Annotated in this window: 19 protein-coding genes; 10 read left to right on the forward strand and 9 right to left on the reverse strand. The window is 38.9% G+C overall.

Annotated elements, in window-relative coordinates:
* The first annotated feature begins 9 nt into the window (after window positions 1–9).
* The 4 genes from GJU39_RS10460 to GJU39_RS10475 all read left to right on the forward strand — a co-directional run bounded on the left by GJU39_RS10460 (window position 10) and on the right by GJU39_RS10475 (window position 3,893).
* Window positions 10–318 (forward strand): hypothetical protein, encoded by a 309-nt coding sequence (locus tag GJU39_RS10460; RefSeq protein ID WP_154280753.1) that lies wholly within the window; start codon window positions 10–12, stop codon window positions 316–318.
* 212 nt (window positions 319–530) lie between these two features.
* Window positions 531–1,988 (forward strand): Asp-tRNA(Asn)/Glu-tRNA(Gln) amidotransferase subunit GatB, encoded by a 1,458-nt coding sequence (gatB, locus tag GJU39_RS10465; RefSeq protein WP_154280754.1) that lies wholly within the window; start codon window positions 531–533, stop codon window positions 1,986–1,988.
* The gene (locus GJU39_RS10470) at window positions 1,988–3,100 is read left to right on the forward strand and encodes a TlpA disulfide reductase family protein (RefSeq protein ID WP_154280756.1); all 1,113 of its coding nucleotides are present in this window, start codon (window positions 1,988–1,990) and stop codon (window positions 3,098–3,100) included. Before gatB ends, GJU39_RS10470 begins: the two co-directional genes overlap by 1 nt.
* 103 nt (window positions 3,101–3,203) lie before the next feature.
* Window positions 3,204–3,893 (forward strand): response regulator transcription factor, encoded by a 690-nt coding sequence (locus GJU39_RS10475; RefSeq protein ID WP_056870373.1) that lies wholly within the window; start codon window positions 3,204–3,206, stop codon window positions 3,891–3,893.
* Window positions 3,894–4,420: 527 nt separating this feature from the next.
* Here GJU39_RS10475 and GJU39_RS10480 read toward each other — a convergent pair.
* From GJU39_RS10480 to GJU39_RS10490, 3 genes are all read right to left on the reverse strand, one after another.
* The gene (locus GJU39_RS10480) at window positions 4,421–4,999 is read right to left on the reverse strand and encodes a PhnA domain-containing protein (RefSeq protein WP_154280757.1); all 579 of its coding nucleotides are present in this window, start codon (window positions 4,997–4,999) and stop codon (window positions 4,421–4,423) included.
* A 77-nt stretch (window positions 5,000–5,076) separates the two neighbouring features.
* A complete protein-coding gene (gene ctlX / locus GJU39_RS10485) occupies window positions 5,077–6,009 on the reverse strand; it encodes a citrulline utilization hydrolase CtlX (protein WP_245227783.1) in 933 nt (310 codons plus the stop codon).
* A 14-nt stretch (window positions 6,010–6,023) separates the two neighbouring features.
* Window positions 6,024–7,469, reverse strand: coding sequence for an arginine deiminase family protein (locus tag GJU39_RS10490; RefSeq protein ID WP_154280758.1), 1,446 nt, complete (start codon window positions 7,467–7,469; stop codon window positions 6,024–6,026).
* 357 nt (window positions 7,470–7,826) lie between these two features.
* On the opposite strand from GJU39_RS10490, the gene argS reads away from it, so the two are divergent.
* The 3 genes from argS to GJU39_RS10505 all read left to right on the forward strand — a co-directional run bounded on the left by argS (window position 7,827) and on the right by GJU39_RS10505 (window position 11,351).
* Window positions 7,827–9,599 carry an arginine--tRNA ligase gene (argS, locus tag GJU39_RS10495; RefSeq protein ID WP_154280759.1) on the forward strand — a complete coding sequence of 591 codons (1,773 nt, stop codon included), beginning with the start codon at window positions 7,827–7,829 and terminating at the stop codon, window positions 9,597–9,599.
* Window positions 9,600–9,872: 273 nt separating this feature from the next.
* A complete protein-coding gene (locus tag GJU39_RS10500) occupies window positions 9,873–10,637 on the forward strand; it encodes a sulfite exporter TauE/SafE family protein (RefSeq protein WP_154280760.1) in 765 nt (254 codons plus the stop codon).
* 6 nt (window positions 10,638–10,643) lie between these two features.
* Window positions 10,644–11,351 (forward strand): DNA-3-methyladenine glycosylase family protein, encoded by a 708-nt coding sequence (locus tag GJU39_RS10505; RefSeq protein ID WP_154280761.1) that lies wholly within the window; start codon window positions 10,644–10,646, stop codon window positions 11,349–11,351.
* 55 nt (window positions 11,352–11,406) lie between these two features.
* Here GJU39_RS10505 and GJU39_RS10510 read toward each other — a convergent pair whose 3' ends face one another.
* Window positions 11,407–11,931, reverse strand: coding sequence for a protease (locus GJU39_RS10510; protein ID WP_154280762.1), 525 nt, complete (start codon window positions 11,929–11,931; stop codon window positions 11,407–11,409).
* A gap of 10 nt (window positions 11,932–11,941) precedes the next feature.
* Window positions 11,942–13,066 carry an AI-2E family transporter gene (locus tag GJU39_RS10515; RefSeq protein ID WP_154280763.1) on the reverse strand — a complete coding sequence of 375 codons (1,125 nt, stop codon included), beginning with the start codon at window positions 13,064–13,066 and terminating at the stop codon, window positions 11,942–11,944.
* A 264-nt stretch (window positions 13,067–13,330) separates the two neighbouring features.
* On the opposite strand from GJU39_RS10515, the gene mnmE reads away from it, so the two are divergent.
* The 3 genes from mnmE to GJU39_RS10530 all read left to right on the forward strand — a co-directional run bounded on the left by mnmE (window position 13,331) and on the right by GJU39_RS10530 (window position 16,958).
* Window positions 13,331–14,689, forward strand: a complete 1,359-nt coding sequence (mnmE, locus tag GJU39_RS10520) for a tRNA uridine-5-carboxymethylaminomethyl(34) synthesis GTPase MnmE (protein ID WP_154280764.1) — start codon at window positions 13,331–13,333, stop codon at window positions 14,687–14,689.
* 437 nt (window positions 14,690–15,126) lie between these two features.
* A complete protein-coding gene (locus GJU39_RS10525; protein WP_167515673.1) occupies window positions 15,127–15,780 on the forward strand; it encodes a helix-turn-helix domain-containing protein in 654 nt (217 codons plus the stop codon).
* 65 nt (window positions 15,781–15,845) lie between these two features.
* The gene (locus GJU39_RS10530) at window positions 15,846–16,958 is read left to right on the forward strand and encodes a site-specific integrase (protein ID WP_154280766.1); all 1,113 of its coding nucleotides are present in this window, start codon (window positions 15,846–15,848) and stop codon (window positions 16,956–16,958) included.
* 55 nt (window positions 16,959–17,013) lie between these two features.
* On the opposite strand, the gene GJU39_RS10535 is transcribed toward GJU39_RS10530, so the two are convergent.
* The 4 genes from GJU39_RS10535 to GJU39_RS10550 form a co-directional block, all read right to left on the reverse strand.
* Window positions 17,014–17,358 carry a helix-turn-helix domain-containing protein gene (locus GJU39_RS10535; protein WP_154280767.1) on the reverse strand — a complete coding sequence of 115 codons (345 nt, stop codon included), beginning with the start codon at window positions 17,356–17,358 and terminating at the stop codon, window positions 17,014–17,016.
* Between the two features lie 578 nt (window positions 17,359–17,936).
* Window positions 17,937–18,287: a hypothetical protein gene (locus GJU39_RS10540; protein WP_154280768.1), complete on the reverse strand. Its 351-nt coding sequence runs from the start codon at window positions 18,285–18,287 to the stop codon at window positions 17,937–17,939.
* 151 nt (window positions 18,288–18,438) lie between these two features.
* Window positions 18,439–18,954: a hypothetical protein gene (locus GJU39_RS10545; RefSeq protein ID WP_154280769.1), complete on the reverse strand. Its 516-nt coding sequence runs from the start codon at window positions 18,952–18,954 to the stop codon at window positions 18,439–18,441.
* A gap of 12 nt (window positions 18,955–18,966) precedes the next feature.
* Window positions 18,967–19,539: a hypothetical protein gene (locus GJU39_RS10550; RefSeq protein WP_154280770.1), complete on the reverse strand. Its 573-nt coding sequence runs from the start codon at window positions 19,537–19,539 to the stop codon at window positions 18,967–18,969.
* Between the last annotated feature and the right edge of the window lie 147 nt (window positions 19,540–19,686).

The raw sequence follows: 19,686 nt of genomic DNA on the forward strand, positions 1-19,686 counted from the left end.
ATTTGCAAAATGACTGTGACTGTGCTGGCTATCCTGGAGACCGATTTTGTTCCTGCAAAACATTTAGCAAAAATAATGAACGATCGCCTGAATCGTGCGGCGAAAGAACTTGCTGATGTGCATTTGAAAGCATTAACGGGAAGAGGTTTTTCGAAAGATGACCTGGTGGTTTACCTGAGCTACAATCCAAAATTTAAAATACGTTATCGCATTGTAAATGATGTGCCTGCAGATATTGAATATTTCGTTGCAGAATGCTGTGGTCGTTTAGGTTACATTCTTTGGAGAACCAATGTAATCACAGTCGATAGGGAATAAGCAATATATTATCTCCGTTCCTGGTGATGTGATTCACATCACCAGAAATCAAAGTGTCAAAATCGACCATACTTTTAGGTGGATAATTAGGTTTGCCTGTAATCGCGATCGAAATCTACCCGGCCATTACATACTAGTTAAGATGCGGCAATTCGTTTTGACATTCTTTAACTATATTTGCCAGCATATATATTTAAAGGCATCATTTTTATATGAGTTTAGTAAAACCCGAAACCAATTACGAGCTTGTTTCAGGACTGGAAATACATGTTCAGTTAAACACCAATACCAAAATTTTTTCTGCTGATAGCGCGTCTTTCGGGGCTTTACCAAATCAAAATATCTCTACCGTTTCGCTTGCTTTGCCTGGCGCATTACCAAAACTGAATAAGGAGGTAGTTGCTAAGGCTATTCGCATTGGTTTAGCGCTTAACTGTACAATAAATCAAATCAATCACTTTGATAGGAAGAACTATTTTTACGCAGATTTACCAAAGGGATATCAGATTACGCAAGACAATCAGCCGATTTGCATCAACGGTTTTTTAGAGGTGGAATTGAATGATGGTTCGACAAAAAAAATAGGAATCAATCGCATTCACCTGGAAGAAGATGCCGGAAAAAGTATTCACGATCAGGATGAGCATTACTCGCTTGTTGATTTAAATCGTGCCGGAGTGCCATTAATTGAAATTGTTACCGAGCCGGATATCCGCAGTGCGGAAGAAGCATCTGCTTTATTGAGTGAAATTAGAAAACTTGTTCGCCATTTAAATGTGAGCGACGGGAATATGGAAGAAGGGAGTTTGCGTTGCGATGCCAATATTTCTATTCGTGAAAATGGAACTACAGCATTTGGAACCCGTTGCGAAGTGAAAAACTTAAATTCTATGCGGAATGTTCGCAGGGCAATGGAATTTGAATTTACCCGGCAGATTGAGGTGGTTAGCAATGGAGGAAAAATCATTCAAAGCACCTTGAATTTTGATGCTGATAAAGGTACTACCTCACCAATGCGGACCAAGGAAGAAGCCAACGATTACCGTTACTTTTCTGATCCTGATTTGCAGCCTGTATATATAGCTGATGAATGGTTATCAGAAATCACAGCTGCCATGCCCGCCTTACCAAATGAAATTTCGAAGCAAATGGTTGCTGAATTTGAAATCAGCAAAGCTGACGCTACCTTATTTGCCGAAGATTTAGATTTACTCCTGTACTTTAACCATGCTTTACCAATCGTTAATACAAAGAAGACATTAATTAACTGGTTAATTGGTCCGGTTAGGGCATTGTTGAGCGACAAAGGAATAGCAATTGCTGATTACAAGGTTAAACCAGAGCAGTTAGCGGCAGCTATTAACCTGGTAGATGAAAAGAAACTCACCCAGCAAATTGCTATTCAGCAATTGTTGCCTGCAATAGAGGGGAATGAAAACGCGAATGTTGAAGACCTTGCTCAATCATTAAACCTGCTCATTACTGAAAATATCGATGAATTGGGCGGTTTTATAAATGAGGTGTTAAATAAATATCCACAACAAGTGGAAGCCTTTAAAAAAGGTAAAAAGGGCGTTTTAGGTTTGTTTGTTGGTGAGGTAATGAAACTAGCCAAAGGCAAAGCGGATGCGAAGAAATTGAATGAATTGATATTAGAAAAACTTAAATAATGAGATTAAAAAATCTAAGCCTGATCGTGTTGATCGCGATCGCTTTCACCGCATGTAAACCGAAAGATAGTTTTAATATTGACGGAACTTTCAAAAATCCTGGCACAGAAAAAAAGGTATTTCTTTTTGGAATGCAAAACAGCCAGATGGTTGCCATCGATTCAACCAATTTATCAGAAAAAGGGGAGTTTAAATTTATCAGAAAAACTCCGTCCGTGGATTTCTTCAGGGTTTCAATTGGTAACCACGAATTTATGCTGATTGCAAAAAATGGAGATGACATCAAACTTGAAGCAGATTTAGCTGATAAGACAATGGCTTACAAAATTTCTGGTGCAAATGAAGTGGAGAAATTATCAGAGTTGAATACACTGAGAAATAATTTTGCTAAGCAGGTAGAAAAACTACAGGCAGACTTTGAAGCTAAAGTGGCTACCCAGCCGCAGAACAGAGCAACTATCCTGGAAGAAATGAAACCTCAGTATGAATCTTACATCAATCAGCTAAATACATCAATCTTAAAATTTGCGAAAGAAAACAAAGGTACGCTAGCAAGTTTCTATGCAATGAATACGCTAAGTCCGCAAGAATTTGAAGCCGAACTGGTTGCCTTTGCCGACGAAATTAAGGATGAAATTAAAGGAAATACCACTGTAGATACCTTTATAAAACAAATGGCATCACTAAAAACTGTTCAGGTTGGTCAGGTTGCTCCAGAATTTACTATTAATACTGCGGATGGAAAGCCTGTAAGTTTATCCAGTTATAAAGGTAAATATGTATTGGTAGATTTTTGGGCCTCATGGTGTCAGCCTTGCCGTCAGGAAAATCCAAACGTGGTAAAAGTCTACAATAAATATAAAACCAAAAACTTTGATATTCTTGGAATTTCCTTGGATACCGATAAAGCTGCCTGGTTAGGTGCGGTAAAAGCAGATGGTTTAGCATGGACTCATGTTTCAGAATTAAAAGATTTTAACGGCGAAACAATAAAAAAATATCAGGTCCAGGCCATTCCAACTTCTTACCTTATTGATCCTTCCGGAAAAATTGCGGCCAAAAACCTTCGTGGGGAAGAACTTGAGGCGTTTTTAGCAAAAACGTTACGATAAAAGAAACTCAATGTTAAACTAATTTAAGTCGTTAACAATTTCTTAACTTAGTGTTAACTAAGAGTTGCATCAGAGACACTACTTTCGTAACAAATATTTAACTATGAATAACGCAGGTCAGAAAATATTAATTGTTGACGACGAACCAGATATTCTGGAACTGATTGAGTACAACCTGAAAAAAGAAGGCTATCAGGTTTTCACCGCTTCAAATGGTCAGGAAGGAATTACAGTCGCTAAGAAGGTTCATCCTGATTTGATTATTCTGGATATCATGATGCCAAAGATGGATGGGATTGAGGCTTGCAGGTTGATGAGGGCGATTCCAGAGTTTAAAAATACTTTTATGGTGTTTTTAACCGCGAGGAGCGAAGAGTATTCAGAGATTGCGGGTTTCAATGTTGGTGCTGATGATTATATCGCCAAGCCAATTAAGCCCCGTGCTTTGGTAAGCCGCATCAATGCAATTTTAAGGCGTAATTCTGGTACTGAAGAAGTTTCAGAAAATAAGTTGGAAATAGGCGATTTGGTGATCGACAGAGAAGCTTATTTAGTTTTTCAGGGCGGTAACAAGGTTGTATTGGCCAAGAAGGAATTTGAATTATTGTACTTGCTGGCGTCTAAACCAGGTAAGGTTTATACACGGGAGTCGATTCTTAAAAATATATGGGAAGATTCTGTGGTGGTAACCAATAGAACAATTGATGTTCATATTCGTAAGCTGAGAGAAAAATTAGGCGAAACTTACGTATCAACGGTTAAAGGCGTTGGTTATAAGTTTGAGCTTTCATAGCTATTTTAAAACCATTTTAGGTTTCAACACAGATTAACATTGGCCCTTGCTAATGTTGATCTGTGTTTTTTTATGTGCAAGTTGTTAAGTTATACCGTATAAGACATTAAAGGTAATGTAATCGGCAAGCTTCTGGTTTGGAGGGAAATCTTTGGTTTAAAATAAAATGAGACGCTAAAGATCATACTTTTCTACTCCTTAACACTGCCGTAATGTGTGCCACTGTAATCCTTCCGGTTGGCAGGAGATACTATCAAATCCTGACCCGTGTTTATCTGCTCATTTGTGGTAGGTGTTTAAACGCTTGTCCTTTAGATGAAACGTTCGTAACTAAGACGTAATATAAACTATCCTTTTCTAAGATCCTTAATCAGCGTTAATCGTTTGGCCGTCTATCGCTGAATCCGTCATTTCGACTGTAGCGCAGCGTAACGGAGAAATCTTTGGAAAATGTATTGGTATCGTTCAAAAATTTCTCCGCTTCGGTCGAAATGACGATGAAACGTTCGTAGCTAAAACGTAGATAACTATCCTTTTCTAAGGTACCTGGTCAGGATTACAATCGTTTGGCCTTCTACCTTACCTTCAATTTGTTCGGTATTATCATGAACCAGTCGAATGTTTTTAACTACTGTACCTAGTTTGGCACTTATTGTAGATCCTTTAACATCTAATGTTTTCACTAAAACAACGATATCACCTTCATACAAACGTGTTCCATTGCTATCCTGGTGAAATTCTACCGTTCCATCAGATTCATGATCGCCGGTTTTTTTCGCCCAATCCAATGTGTCGTCATCAAGGTATAAGATGTCTAAACTATCTGATGCCCAGCCTTCATTTCTCAACCTGCTTAACATTCTCCAGGCCATCACCTGCACTGCAGGAAATTCAGACCACATGGTGTCTGTCAGCGTTTTCCAGTGACTGGCATCCAGCTGTTCCGTTTTTTCAATCTGATCTAAACAAGTCTTGCAAACTAAAATGCTATTATCGGCATTGGCATTACTGGTTGGAGGAACTTCATATACGCTTAAACCTGAATCTGCTGTGCATAATTCGCATTTATTACCTGACCGTGTTTGGAGTTGTTGTACTAAAGACATATTGACGTTCTATTTTCCGCGAAAGTAGTAAAACTTATCGGCATGAAATTAATGTAATTCATTTGCAGATCTGAATATTATTTTTCTGGTAAATGAATTTCCGCCAGCATACACCTGGCGCTGCCACCGCCATTCTGCTCAATAGTATAAAGGGGGGCGTGTATTATCCGGCAAAATTGTTCAAGCGTAGTTTTCTGATCTTCGGTTAAGGATAAATAGGCTTGATCCGACATCACCAACAAACTTTCATTATCACCATTAACCACCTGCAACATGTTTCCGGCAAAATGGCTCATCTGATCCGGCGTGATTTCGATAATTGTTTTTCCGCTGTTGGTGAGCCTCAACATCACCGCTAATTTTTCTTCTTCATTGCGAATGGAATCCAGGCAAATAACCGCAAAGCGATCTCCGATACACATCATCACATTGGTGTGGTAGATCGGAAAATTCGTACTGTCTACCGCTTGAAATGAAACAGGTTCATAACCTGTAAGCATGCAAAAGTTATCCAGCACTTCCTGATCGGTGCGCACACTTAAGCAAGCATAGGCGATTTTATTTACACGATCTAATACCATGCTTCCGGTTCCTTCCAAAAAAGCGTACTGCATTTCGTAAAAACTTAAATCGCTGATATGGTTTACCTCAAACTTATCTTTCAGCCCTTCCAGAATATCCTTTCTCCGTTCTAATCTGCGGTTTTCAGAAAACATTGGATAGAGGTAAATTGAACCGTCATCATGAAAAGATACCCAGTTGTTCGGGAAAATGGAGTCTGGCGTTTCCGGCTGCAGGGTATCATCTACAACAGTAACATCTACCTTATTTTTCCTTAACAGTTCCACAAAGCCATCAAATTCATTTAGCGCCTGTGTTTGAATGTTACTTTCGGTAGAAGCAACCTGAAACTTATTATTTGCGGCCGTTTGCTCGTTAAATTTGAAATCAACGGGGCGAATCATTAAAAGGTGGTTGGTGGTCTGCATTTTCTTCTTCTTATGCGTCATGACGACGCGCAAATTTATAAACTGTCTCTAAATATCGGCAAGCTCATACAATGGAAACCGCCCCGGGCCCTGGATAGTTCTGCCGATGGCATTAAAATTAAGGTGTCGGTAATGGTTTCCACATCTGCCTTGCCACTTTCCAAATCCTGAATTAAGTCTTTCACATCCACAACATTAAAACCTGCTGCTTTAAAGGCCTCTACTGTTTTATCATTCCGGTCATAACCTAAAACTACCCCTTCTTTAATGGCAAGGAGGTTACAGGAATCAGTCCATTGCTCTCTTGAATCATAAGGGAACTGGTTATTTCCGCTGTAAATAATTTTTGTTGGCTCCGTACTTTTTAAGTCGTTCTGGCTAATGTCGTTCAATAATGCTTCCACATGTTCGAAATGTTTCGGCTCCTGTGGATTGGCTTTTGTAAACTGAATGGCAGTGGTTGACTCTAACTTTTCCGGCTCTTTTAAAAAGTTGATCGGTTCATAAGGATTGTACTTTGGCGAATGCGCAATAGAATTTAAGATCACCCAGGTATTGCGTTTCACCTGGGTAAAAACGGTATCGAGGTGCATATAATCCCTTTTGCTAGGGATTTTTACTACGGTTACTTTCTCTACTACATCATGATCAAATAACAATTTGATGGCTTCATTTGCACCGTGCTCAGACGTCCTTTCGCTGCAGCCAATTAAGACGTGGCTTGGACTTACCATCATCACATCACCACCTTCTAAAGTGGTGCTAAATGCGGGCTCATCTCCCGGGCGTAAAAAATGCATGGTTACATCGGGAATTTCCAAAACGTTATTTCTATAGTCAGCGAACAGGGGGTGATTGAAGAAAATATAACGCATTAAAAGCGTTTCGCGAACGCGTGCTTTTTTTGCCGGTTTATTTAACAGAATATGGTTATTAATAGTAATGCCGACATCCCTGGTGAAGATTAAATTTGGAATGGGTGCAAAAATCATGGTATCGTTTGCTAAAGTTCCGGAGATAAAAATCTCTGCCAGTTCTTTCGGATCGGTGTTGGTGAGTTCAGTCTGAACTTTATACGTACAGCCTTCTATGGCGCAAACTGCAGCAACCAGTTTTTTCCTGATCGATTCATTTTCGAGCATTTCGCTTAACAGATTCTGAATTTCGATGACCGAAGTTGAATGATGGAAATCGGGGTGATTTGGTTTGAAAAAGTTTCTGTTCGCTTCAGGTGAATCAATTTGAGCCAGTTTTCCTTTGATCTTTTCAGGATCCAGAAAGTACATCAACAGCTTAAGATAATAATCGTATTCGCCTTTTCGAATGGTATCCAGGTGAACAATATCTTCGAAAAGCCAGTCTTGCGCTTTCGAGGGAACTACTTTCCCCAGGCCACTATCCGGACTATGAATTAATAATTTGCGCAACCGACCGATCTCGGTGTTTACGCTCACTTTAAAATTTGATTGCTGCTCGCTCATAAAAAAGTTAGTTATTGCAAATCTATCAGAATTTCGCGGAGAATCAAGGGGGATGTGGAGGTTTGGAGTTGGGAGTTTTGAGTTGGGGAGTTGGGAAGTTGGGAATAGCGAGTTTGGAAATAGCGGTTTGGACTGGCGGGGCTAAAACTAAAAGCAAGTGCACCATTTGAAACAGAGGTTTCATGTTTTTGCGTGTGCTACGCTTTAGCCTTTTCGCTTTGTGCTTTTAGCTTTAGTCTTTCCGCTTTGTGCTTTCCGCTTTCGGCTTTAGTCTTTTAGCTTTCCGCTTTTACCTCTCAGCTTTAGCCTTTCCGCTTAAACCTTTGGTCTTTCCGCTTTAATAACTATTTTTACGCCATGAACTTTATTATTTCCGAAACACAGAAGGCCATCCTTGAACTTTATCAGGAAGAAGTTGCTGAAAGTGTGATCAATATACAAGAAACCCGTAAAGAATTTGAGGGGCAGGCAACCATCGTTGTTTTCCCAATCACTAAAATTTCTAAAAAATCGCCTGAGCAAACCGCTAATGAGATTGGCGAATACCTTGTTGAACATGTTGAAAATGTAACCAAATTCAACGTGGTTAAAGGCTTTCTAAACCTCAGCATCGCAGAAAGTTATTTTTTAAATCAGTTTAACGAAGAAATTTTAGCGGCAGATTTTGGTGTGTTTCCTTCGAACGGAAAAAAAGTAATGGTAGAATATTCTTCTCCAAACACCAATAAACCACTTCACCTGGGCCACGTGCGTAATAACTTGTTAGGTTATTCGGTTTCTGAATTGCTGAAGGCTTATGGTTATGATGTGGTGAAAGTTAACCTGGTGAATGATCGTGGGATTCATATCTGCAAATCTATGTTGGCCTGGCAGAAATGGGGCAATGGTGAAACACCTGAAAGCTCCGGTTTAAAAGGCGATCATTTAGTGGGAAAATACTATGTAATTTTTGATAAGGAATATAAGAAAGAAATAGAGGCTTTAAAGCTTGAAGGGCAGACAGAAGATGAGGCCAAAAAAAATGCACCCCTGATTAAAGCCGCACAGCAAATGCTGCTGGCCTGGGAGCATGGCGATGAAGCGGTTGTTTCGCTCTGGAAAACCATGAATGAATGGGTTTATGCGGGTTTCCACGTGACTTATAAAAACCTGGGTGTTGATTTTGATAAGTTTTATTACGAAAGCAATACCTATTTATTAGGGAAAGGTACCGTTGATGAAGGCCTGGCGAAAGGCGTTTTCTTTAAAAAAGAAGATGGTTCGGTTTGGATTGATTTAACTGCTGATGGATTAGACCAAAAACTGGTTTTACGTGCCGATGGTACTTCAGTTTACATCACTCAGGATTTAGGAACAGCTGAGATGAAACACGATGATTTCAATATGGATGAGTCGATATATGTGGTGGGCAACGAGCAGGATTATCACTTTAAAGTATTGTTCCTGATTCTAGAGAAGCTGGGGAAAAGCTGGGCGAAAGGTTTATACCATTTATCTTACGGCATGGTTGATTTACCAAATGGTAAAATGAAAAGTCGTGAAGGAACGGTGGTAGATGCAGATGAATTAATTGAAAGCATGATTACTACCGCACGGGAAAAAACTGAAGAATTAGGCAAAACAAATGATTTTCCTGAAGCTGATAAAGAAGAATTATATAAAAATATAGGTTTAGGTGCCTTAAAATATTTCCTTTTAAAAGTCGAACCTAAAAAAAGACTGTTATTTAACCCCGCAGAAAGTATTGATTTCCAGGGAAACACAGGGCCCTTTATTCAGTATACCCATGCAAGGATAAAATCACTGCTCTCAAAAGCAGGGTACCAGTCGGAAATTGGAAAGCCGGAGTCGGGAGATTTATTGCCTGTAGAGTTGGAAATGATTTTACAACTGGCTAAATATCCATCAGAAATTGCCATTGCAGCGAAAGCTTATAGTCCGGCGAGTCTGGCGAATTACTTATATGAATTGGCAAAACTTTTTAATAAGTTCTATCATGATGTTCCGCCAATTGTGAAAACTGAAGCAGGTGAAACCAAACAATTCCGCCTGAATCTTTCGAAAAAAACAGCTGATATTATTAACTCGGGTATGTTGATTTTGGGGATTACCTCTCCAGAGCGGATGTAGGTTAGGGGGGTGCTTATGGTTGAAACCAGAAGCAATAGAAGTATGGGATTTTTGAGTTGCTCCTGGTTGAAACCATCCGGGATGATGGGATTGGATTTTTAGGTTGCTCCTGGTTGAAACCAGGAGGTATGAATTAAGGAAGCACTAAGTAGGGTTTTTTGGTATTAAATCCGGTGGTTGAAACCAGCCGGAATGATAGGATTGAAATAATTAAAATAAATAGAAGTGTTAAAAGGGAATGGATTTTAAGACTTCAAATGCTTAATCTAATCAATGATTAATGAACTGATTTTACTTTGCCTTGTGGCTTTCGCGGCGGGTTTTATAGATGCGATTGTGGGTGGCGGAGGTTTATTGCAAACGCCTGCTACACTCCTGATCTTGCCACATTATCCGGTAGCTACGCTCCTGGGAACTACGAAAATACCCTCCATTGCCGGTACCACTTTAGCAGCATTCAAATATTCCAGGCAGGTTAAATTCAATTTGAAGGTTCTGGCGGCTTGTGCTTCAACGGCCTTTTTTGCAGCCCTTATGGGTGCATTTCTGGTCAGCCGGATTGATAACGCCGTAATTAAACCGATTATTTTAGTGGTGCTGATTCTAGTGGCACTTTATACTTATTTTAATAAACAATTCGGAATCCATCAGGAGAAAAACCATTCCGTAAAAAAACAGGTGCTGATGGCGGCAGTATTTGGTTTGGTAATCGGTTTTTATGATGGCTTGATCGGGCCAGGAACCGGATCCTTCCTGATTTTGGTATTTATTGCCGTATTGGGCTTCGATTTTATTGGTGCCAGTGCACATGCCAAAATTGTAAATATTGCCACCAATTTGGCTGCAATTATTTATTTCAGTTATTCTGGCCACATTCTTTTTCAATACGCCATACCAATGGCAGTCTTTAATCTGTGTGGCGCTCATTTCGGCACGCGGCTGGCTTTACTTAAAGGAAATAAGTTTGTGAGGATCTTTTTCCTGGTTGTTGTTTTCGGCACCATATTGAGGTTCGCTTATGATATTTTATTAAAATAGGTATACATGTTCGCAACCTTTGATACAGAAAACTTTCATCAGCTTTGCGATCTATTAGGAAAGAAAGATTCAGACTTAGCCACGGTTTTAAATCAATATAGCTATCCACCACTGTGGTCAAGGCCGAACACATTTGAATCGTTAATTCACATTATTCTGGAACAACAGGTTTCCCTGGCTTCTGCATTAGCAGCTGTAAATAAACTGAAGGAAAAGATAGGGGAGATCAGGCCGGAGTTGTTACTTCAACTTAATGATGAAGAATTTAAGGCCTGTTATTTTAGTCGGCAGAAAATGGCGTATGCCCGTGATCTGGCGCAGAAAATAGTGAGCGGGGATTTGTCATTGCCGCAGTTGGCATTGCTTGATGATGATCAGATCCGTACCAAACTAAAAAGTGTAAAAGGGATCGGCGACTGGACGGTTGATATTTATCTCCTATTTATTCTTCACCATGTGGATGTTTTTCCGTTAGGAGATCTTGCCGCAGTAAACGCGATGAAAAGTTTGAAAAAGCTTCCGAAGAAAATGGACAAGATTGATCTATTAGCGGTTACAACACAATGGAAACCGTATCGAACCGTAGCCGTGATGATGCTCTGGCATTATTACCTGGAAGAAAGGAAAGCTGGTTTAACAAAAAAGCCCGTCCGGCAAGGGCAAGAAAAGAAATCTTGTCTAAACCGTACGGGCATTTCAGTTTGTATTTATTAAAAAGAACCAGGCTTTTCAGCGAACCCTGAATATCGTTAAAACAACGATCTCCAATTTAATTAGTCACCTTAATCTGTAAGCTATCCGGTACTACAATACCACTAATCGTCGATGAATTATATTTGATCGTATAATTTCCAGCTTTAGTAATGGCGTAGGCATCTACAAGGTTAAAATCAGCACTAGTACTGTCGCCGGCATTTAATTTTTTGTAACTATCGGCCGGAGGTGGCATTACGCGTTTCGCCATCGCGCCTTTGTAATCTATGGGGGTGTAATCATCCATCGCCACATCCAGATACTTGCTCATCAGCCGCTCAAATGGCGTGTGCCAGATACAAAACTTAGTAACGGTATCGGTATTGTTGTATACGGTAAACCTCATGTTGATCGGTCCGCCGAGTTTAGGCACACCAATTACAGTGAGTTTTCCAAGAATCGGATCTGCTTTTTTTTCTGCGGCTGCCTGCGATACCAGTGTTGTATCGGTGTTGCCGCCCGCTGCTGCTTTCTTTTTTGAAGAACTGCAAGCGGTAAATAAAGCCAGCCCGAGGCCAGCCACAATCATTATTTTTTTCATTATTTATCAATTAACTTTTATCTGTTCCTGTTTTGGTTTCTACGGGTTTCTTTTTTCTAAATGCCGGGAAGGTCATTGGACTTCTCGACGGGCGTTCATCTCCTAATAAAACTCCCCATTGTTTAAATGACTCTGTACGGTCGAAAATAATTTTCAATACCGCCACAATTGGGAGGGCGAGGAACATACCGGATACACCAGCAATGCTTCCGCCAATAAACACCCCGAGAATCGCGAATAAGGCATTAATTTTAACTTTAGAACCTACAATTCTCGGCATTAAAATATTATTATCCAAAAACTGAACGAACGCGATAACACCCAAAACGGTGATGACCGGCCATAATTCCTGAGAAGAAGTTAGGGTTAAAAGTACACCAATTAAATTACCAATCAAGGCGCCAACATAAGGGATTAAATTTAAAATGGCGAAAATTACCCCAATTAACAAGGCATGTTTAATTCCAATCAGCATCAGGATACCACCAAGTAAAATGGTCATGTAAGTAATTTGAATCAGTAAGCCAATCAGGTAACTTTTAATAATAGATTCCGTTTCATAGATGGCATCTTTCACTTTCGCGTGGTCATCTGTGCGAAACCACATAAAGATAAATCTGAGCAGAATATCCTTGTAAAATAACATCAGGTAAATGTAAATCGGCAATAGACCAATAAATACGAATATACCACTTAAAGTAACGGCAGCACCACCCGCTAAAGATGTACCCATGTTCATTAAATCGTCGCTCTTACCCTGTATAAAGGCTTTTTGCTGCTTATCATCATAATGGGTAATTCTGCTCACCCATTCACTGAGCGAGTTGATGTGTTGGGTAACATTGGCTTTAATCTGCGGAAAATCCTGCACCAGCATGCCAATTTGATTGGAGAAAAACCAAACCACCAGCGCAACAAATAGTGCAACCAGTAAGATGGGTAAAATGATCGACAGGGTTTCCGGAACCTTTTTTCTTTTAAGGAAGCGATATACCGGCAGGAGCATAATACTAATGAAAAAGGCCATCAGCATCGGCATAATAATGTCTTTTGCAACCACCATAACCGTTACCAGCGCCATCAGGCCCAGCAGTTCTATTGATCGCCTTACCGTTAGCGGAAAATTATTTGTCATATATAGTTTATTGGATTGATTTCTAAACACGCGCTGAAAGGAAATGTTTTTGAGATTAAGATAAATGTTCATCAGGCATACTATGGCAAGGCTTTTTCTTTTTTAAGGCGCTTGGTATCAATCGTATGGACTAGCCATTCAGGGGAGATTTCCGCTTACCGCTATTGCATCCGGGTCAACATTTTAAACCAGCGTTGAAAAATTACTTCTCATCCACGATAAAACCGTTTATAAGCCTTAATTTTATGCTTTTCGAATTTGAACATGAACGATCAAGATACCATCATTGCCTTATCTACCCCTTCGGGATCTGGCGCAATAGGCGTTATTCGCTTATCCGGACCAGATGCCATTTCACTTGCCAACTCGGTTTTTGCAGGAAAAGATTTAACGCAGCAAGCCTCGCACACGCTTCATTTTGGCTTGATTAAGGATGGCGATCAGATTGTTGACGAGGTAGTAGCCGGATTATTTGTTGCACCGAAATCGTACACGAAAGAACATGTGGTCGAGATTTCCTGCCACGGTTCAAACTATATTATTCAGCAAATTATTAACCTTTTAATCAGCAAAGGCGCCCGGGCAGCTAAGCCGGGAGAATTTACCTTGCGTGCATTCCTCAACGGTGCGTTTGATTTAAGTCAGGCCGAAGCCGTAGCCGATTTAATCGCTTCCAATTCAAAAGCCTCTCATGATGTGGCGATGCAGCAAATGCGTGGTGGTTTTGCTACAGAACTGAAGGCTTTAAGAGAGCAGCTGATTCATTTTGCTTCGATGATAGAACTGGAACTGGATTTCGCCGAAGAGGATGTAGAATTCGCCAACCGTGAGCAACTTACCACACTGGTAAATAAAATTAACCACGTACTGCGAAGATTAATTTCTTCTTTTGAGATGGGGAACGTGATTAAAAACGGGGTTCCCATTGTCATTGCAGGGAAACCAAATGTCGGTAAATCCACACTTTTGAATGCCCTGTTAAATGAAGAACGGGCAATTGTTTCTGATATCGCCGGCACGACCCGCGATACCATTGAAGATGAACTGACCATCGGCGGGATCGTGTTCCGTTTTATTGATACCGCCGGAATCCGCGATACGGCAGATATTATTGAGGCCCTGGGCGTAGAACGTACCCTGGAGAAAATGAAACAGGCCAAACTGATCATTTACATGGCTGATGCTGCACAAACCACTGCCGAAATTGAAGAACAGGTGAGGGGATTGAAACAGCTCGAAATTCCTTATTTAATTTTGCTGAACAAGGCAGATCTGATTGCTTCTGAACAAAGAAAAGCTTTCGAAGCTTTAGATGTCGTTTTCTTATCAGCGAGGGAAAAGGTTGGCATTGATGAACTGAAAAATACCTTGTTAGAACAGGTCAACCTGCATCACATCAATACCAGCGAAACCCTGGTGACGAATATCCGCCATGTAGAAGCGCTAAAACAAACAGAAAATGCGCTGCAACGCGTGCTGGATAATGTAGACAACCCGGTAACTTCCGATTTCCTGGCGATGGATATTAAGCAGGCGCTCCATTATCTGGGTGAGATTACCGGTACCGTGACTACGGATGATTTGCTGGAGAATATTTTTACGAAGTTTTGTATTGGTAAATAGCTAGGACAATTCAGGCAAAATAACGACAAGTTATGGCAACTAAATCGCTAATTATTAATTGATTAGCGATTTTTTTTTATTTTCGATTTTTTGCTATTTAGCACTGTTTTGTATAATTTTGGTACATATTTGGTTACGTTTTAAGAATTTCTATTTTATGTCTGCCTTGTATGCTTAATGTGAGAAAATAGTCAACAAAATGATATAAAAGAATATAAAATGATATAGAACAATACACTTTTGGGGAATTTATGTCTAGTAAAATCAGGATAAAAAGAGTTTGTGCTCAATGCCATCAAGACTTTGTTGCAAGAACAACGGTGACGAAATTTTGCAGTCATGATTGTAACAGACGATACTACAAAGCCGTTTACAAAGCTGAGAAAATTAATCAAAGCGAGCTTGAGACTATAGGGTTTAAGCAAACTATACGGTTAATGGAAGTGGAAAAAGATTTTCTGAGTGTAGCTGAAACTGCAGTTATGCTAGGCTGCTCAAAAGCAGCAATATATAAGATGATCAAGTTTGAGAGATTGAAATCGGTTAACTTTCTTGGAAATCTGATTAGAATTCGACGGCAGGATATATTGGACAAGTTTGATGCACCTTCCCCAGTTCCCGAAAACGTAATAACAAAAATCAAAGAAGGGCCATTACAGGATACTCAGAAGGTAACTGATCGTGCGGATTTTTATGGGATTGAGGAACTTATGCTTCTGTTCAACAAAAGCAGAACTGCAATATACACAGCTTTTGCACGAGCCCATGTTTCTAAAATTAAGATTGGAAAAGAAGTTTACTTTGAAAAAAAGGCATCAGATAAACTATTAAGAAAATATCGAGAACCGAAGCAGTCTGACCTTGAGAAAGAACGGTTAAATAATCAAAAACTTTCCCAGCAAGGTTTAAAGGCCTCTCAGTGTTATTCAATTGATGAATGTGTGAAAATGTTCGGAAAGGATAGGTCTTTACTGTATGGAATCTTTAACAGACGCTTAGTGCCTAAGATTAGGGACGGGCATAATGTGCTCTTATCAAAGAATGCAATAGATAGACTTTATAAAACGTTTAAGAAAGAAGGCAAAATTTAGCTCAATGGAGAGTAAGTGATTGATAAGTAAAATGAATTAATATTTGTAATTTAATTTTTTTAGCCATGTCTAAAGTAAAAATTCGCAAGAGGCCACTGAAGGATAATAGGCATTCCATATATCTGGATTACTATCCGCCTTTGAGGCATCCCAAAACCGGGAAACTGATAAGAAGAGAAAATCTTAAGCTCTATCTTTATGATAAGCCGAAAAATGATTACCATAAAAAGCATAACAAAGAGACTTTACTCTTGGCAGAACATGTTAGGTGTAATCGTCAACTAGATGTTCAAAATAGAAGATTTGGGTTTCTCTCGGATGATGCTAGGGATGCGGATTTCATTGAGTTCTTCACAGAATTCAATAGAAAGAAACAAACTTCTTTGTCTGATCAGGCGGCAATGTCCGTAAAATACTTTCAGGCTTTTGCAGGAGAAACGATTAAATTCAGTGATTTGGACGAGTTTTTTTGTGAGGATTATAAATACTTTCTGCTAAGCGGTCCAGGAATAAGCAGGAGGGGGCGTCCGATAAGTCGAAACACTGCTGTGAGCTATTTTGCAAAGTTTAGAACTGCATTGAAAGAAGTTTACAGAAGGAACCTGATCACAGAAAATCTATATTCCAAAATAGATCCTATTGATCCAAAAGAAACACATCGGGAGCGTCTTGAAATTGAGGAACTGCAATTATTGGTAAAAACACCTGCGAAATCGGACTTGATGAAACGAGCATGTTTGTTTTCAGCATTAACTGGCTTGAGGTTCTCCGATGTTCAAACACTAACATGGAATGAGGTGAGAGGCTATAAAGGAAAATACAGTCTTCAGTATTTCCAAGAGAAAACAGATGGTGCGGAGACACTGCCAATACCGGATCAGGCTGTGGAGCTTATGGGCGTGAAGAAAAAAGATGGGGGTTTGGTGTTTTACGGTTTGGTGTATCATCAGCTAAAGGATTTTTTAAGGAAATGGCTTAATGATGCCGGGATCAACAAAAACATTACCTTTCATAGTTTTCGACATACCTATGCCACTTTACAAATAGAGATGGGTACTGATCTATATACGGTGTCGAAAATGTTGGGACATAGAAGTATCAAAACAACGGAAATTTATGCAAAGGTGGTGGATAAGAAAAAAATTGAAGCCACCAGGATGATTAATCTCGAATTGTAGTAACACCAAAACCGAAATCCACCTAAATTCCAAGGCTGTGTTTTAATTAGCTTGTTTAACTGCCAAAACGTTTTCTATATTCTTTCATTTTTGTTTGGGCGTCATTTAACAGTTCATTCTGGGTTTTGAGTTTGGAAGCACTTATCCATTCCATTAGTTTTAATTTTGAGAAATACAATCTTCGGCCAGGCTTACTGACGGGAATCTCTCTGCGGCTGACTTTAGTGTATATTGCGGGTACGGACATTTTGAGAAATGCCGCTGCCTCCTGAACATTAAGCAGTTCCGACTCAACAGTTCCAATCTGTTGAAGATTCTTTATCATCACCTCCAAACGTTCAACCTTATTTAAAATCTCTGTTACAACCGCCGGCATATTTTCAAAGCTCACTTTTTCCATTACTCAATTATTAAGTGGTACATATTTGCTTCAAGAATCAAGATTTTTTTTTAGAGTATTTAGGTATACCTATCGTGATTACGTTTGATTTTTTTTTTACAATCGCGATCCCAAAAATTTAAGAGAAATAAAATATGAGTTATTCAAATGAGGTAAGACCAGTAAAAATTTTAAACATTCCTTCATTAAAGGAACTAAACAAAAGCCTTTATCTTACCAGAAACACCGACGCTGAATTTTTTAGCAAAAAAAGACCGTAAAATAACAGTGGCCGTTTTACCTTCTCCTTAGCTAAATCAGATCTAAACATCCAGCCCGTGATACGGCAGGTGATCTGTAACAATAAAGGAAAAAGCTGCAACAATTACCTGTCATTTGTGATTGAACCTAAAATAAAATCTATCGGGATTGTGGTCATTATGATTAAGCTGGAGAACCAACAAACTCTTCTCTGCAATGTGAAAATTCTTCCATTCAGCAGCCTTAGCGATATAGCTGAACCAAAAAACGTTGCTCAACTTCTTATGGTAAATCTTGAAAAATCCAAACGCATTATGAAAACGGATATTAAGATTGTCTCATCTGAGACAGGAGAAGCCTTCTATGCAGCTATAACTATACCCAACTTTATCTCTTACGTATTCGTTTTTGATAGAAAGTGCATATTGGTTTTGTACCTTATTAAGCTTAATTGTCGAATTTTTGATGGGTGTTGTTCTTTTGGGTTTAACGCCAGTATAAGTTAAATTAATCTCATTTAAAACTAGATTATAAGTGTAATTTCCGCCAACGGTCTCGGTGGAATACATGCCTGCCGAATAATAATTAGTGGCTTCAAATTTTCCATTGTTGTGAAAGTTATAAATGGTACCAAACTTTACTGCTCCCTCAGAAATATCTTGTGTAATTGCCCAGCATTGGTTTGGCAAAAAAAACTTTTTGATGGGGCTGTGCCATCACGTCTGTGAAACAAAATAGTAGCAATAAGTATCTCATTTTTTTATACGATGACGAGTGAACTTTAACTTTGTCAATATTTGATGTTAAAATAAAATAAAGGAACTGATCAAATTAATTTCTTCATAAAAGCATCAATAAAAATGAAAATAGGAGAGCGGCGAACATCAATCTGGCAAATATTTTCTGTTTATATCGATAATGACAAATCAAATTTAAAACCACTAATGTAAAACCGCAGATTACAAGAAAAATCTGGATGAATAGGCTTGGTTTAGTGATGCAATAGTATAAATCTATTAGTGTATGCTTACCATTAAAACCTATATAGGTTGTTTTTTCATAGGTGTTAACAAACAGCAAATCATCTTTTAAAATTTTAAAGAAAACTGGTTTTCTATCATAAACAATAGCTGGTTTTAACAAGCTCAACAGGCCATTTCCTTTGTTCTGAAAGGTGCTTTTGTATCCGTTTAAATTTAATCTATAATAGGGAATCCGGTTGGAAGATTTATTTACTTCGCTTAAAATACCTTGAATTGTTACCAATCGGTTATGTTGAATCAGCATGGTAATGGGCAGAAACGTCAAGCCTATAAATGAAAAAATTAGCGTAAAGGTTTTTAGGTTTGATTTCATCTTTAACAAATTTTAATTTCTTCCTCTATTTTTATTATAAAGCGCAATGCACTTGTCTTGATAATCAAAGTTTATCAGATCGCTAAAAGTGTCCAAGTATGTTTTTGGAAACACCATTTCAGCATTAATGAATTTCTTCACAACTTTGCCCTTAACTTCGGTCTCAATTACACCTACATATTTATTGGTCAATAAGTTCACGCTCGATTCGTAAAGTCTTTGGTTAGGATCATCTCTTCCCAAAATATCGTCGCTTCTGCGCATTTTTACCAATTGCATTTTCTTAGCGGTTTTATTGTATTCAAAAACACTTATAAAACCCGAGCGATCATAATCGTTCCAAAACTCAAAACCTTTTGTAGTTGCCACCAACGTATTACCGAAATTGAGGTGTGTGATTTCTTTGCTTTCAACGCGTTTATATTTTTGTGTAGATAGCCAAAGCATCAAAATGTCTTTATCGCTATCTATAAATACACTGTCTTTTTTTCCATCTCCGTCGAAATCTTTTACAATTTTACGGGTGGATTGTGCAGATGCTAGATTTGCGATAAGGAAGAAAGAGAAGATCAAATAGTATTTCATTTTTATTTAATTAATTAATATTTGGGCGTTTCCGCCAGCTGGCAAACGGGCTTTCCACTTTATTTCCGAAGAAAGATGGGGAGAGATGTCGTTTCTATACCTAACGCAACCTTCAACGCGGTAAACCACTCAGTCTGGTTCTAATTG

It is taken from the genome of Pedobacter petrophilus, assembly GCF_009674725.1.
Lineage (GTDB): Bacteria > Bacteroidota > Bacteroidia > Sphingobacteriales > Sphingobacteriaceae > Pedobacter > Pedobacter petrophilus.

Coding starts and splice junctions, on each gene's coding strand:
- GJU39_RS10460 (WP_154280753.1), top strand. CDS start 10: ATGACTGTGACTGTGCTGGCTATCCTGGAGACCGATTTTGTTCCTGCA.
- gatB (WP_154280754.1), top strand. CDS start 531: ATGAGTTTAGTAAAACCCGAAACCAATTACGAGCTTGTTTCAGGACTG.
- GJU39_RS10470 (WP_154280756.1), top strand. CDS start 1,988: ATGAGATTAAAAAATCTAAGCCTGATCGTGTTGATCGCGATCGCTTTC.
- GJU39_RS10475 (WP_056870373.1), top strand. CDS start 3,204: ATGAATAACGCAGGTCAGAAAATATTAATTGTTGACGACGAACCAGAT.
- GJU39_RS10480 (WP_154280757.1), bottom strand. CDS start 4,999: ATGTCTTTAGTACAACAACTCCAAACACGGTCAGGTAATAAATGCGAA.
- ctlX (WP_245227783.1), bottom strand. CDS start 6,009: ATGACGCATAAGAAGAAGAAAATGCAGACCACCAACCACCTTTTAATG.
- GJU39_RS10490 (WP_154280758.1), bottom strand. CDS start 7,469: ATGAGCGAGCAGCAATCAAATTTTAAAGTGAGCGTAAACACCGAGATC.
- argS (WP_154280759.1), top strand. CDS start 7,827: ATGAACTTTATTATTTCCGAAACACAGAAGGCCATCCTTGAACTTTAT.
- GJU39_RS10500 (WP_154280760.1), top strand. CDS start 9,873: ATGATTAATGAACTGATTTTACTTTGCCTTGTGGCTTTCGCGGCGGGT.
- GJU39_RS10505 (WP_154280761.1), top strand. CDS start 10,644: ATGTTCGCAACCTTTGATACAGAAAACTTTCATCAGCTTTGCGATCTA.
- GJU39_RS10510 (WP_154280762.1), bottom strand. CDS start 11,931: ATGAAAAAAATAATGATTGTGGCTGGCCTCGGGCTGGCTTTATTTACC.
- GJU39_RS10515 (WP_154280763.1), bottom strand. CDS start 13,066: ATGACAAATAATTTTCCGCTAACGGTAAGGCGATCAATAGAACTGCTG.
- mnmE (WP_154280764.1), top strand. CDS start 13,331: ATGAACGATCAAGATACCATCATTGCCTTATCTACCCCTTCGGGATCT.
- GJU39_RS10525 (WP_167515673.1), top strand. CDS start 15,127: ATGGAAGTGGAAAAAGATTTTCTGAGTGTAGCTGAAACTGCAGTTATG.
- GJU39_RS10530 (WP_154280766.1), top strand. CDS start 15,846: ATGTCTAAAGTAAAAATTCGCAAGAGGCCACTGAAGGATAATAGGCAT.
- GJU39_RS10535 (WP_154280767.1), bottom strand. CDS start 17,358: ATGGAAAAAGTGAGCTTTGAAAATATGCCGGCGGTTGTAACAGAGATT.
- GJU39_RS10545 (WP_154280769.1), bottom strand. CDS start 18,954: ATGAAATCAAACCTAAAAACCTTTACGCTAATTTTTTCATTTATAGGC.
- GJU39_RS10550 (WP_154280770.1), bottom strand. CDS start 19,539: ATGAAATACTATTTGATCTTCTCTTTCTTCCTTATCGCAAATCTAGCA.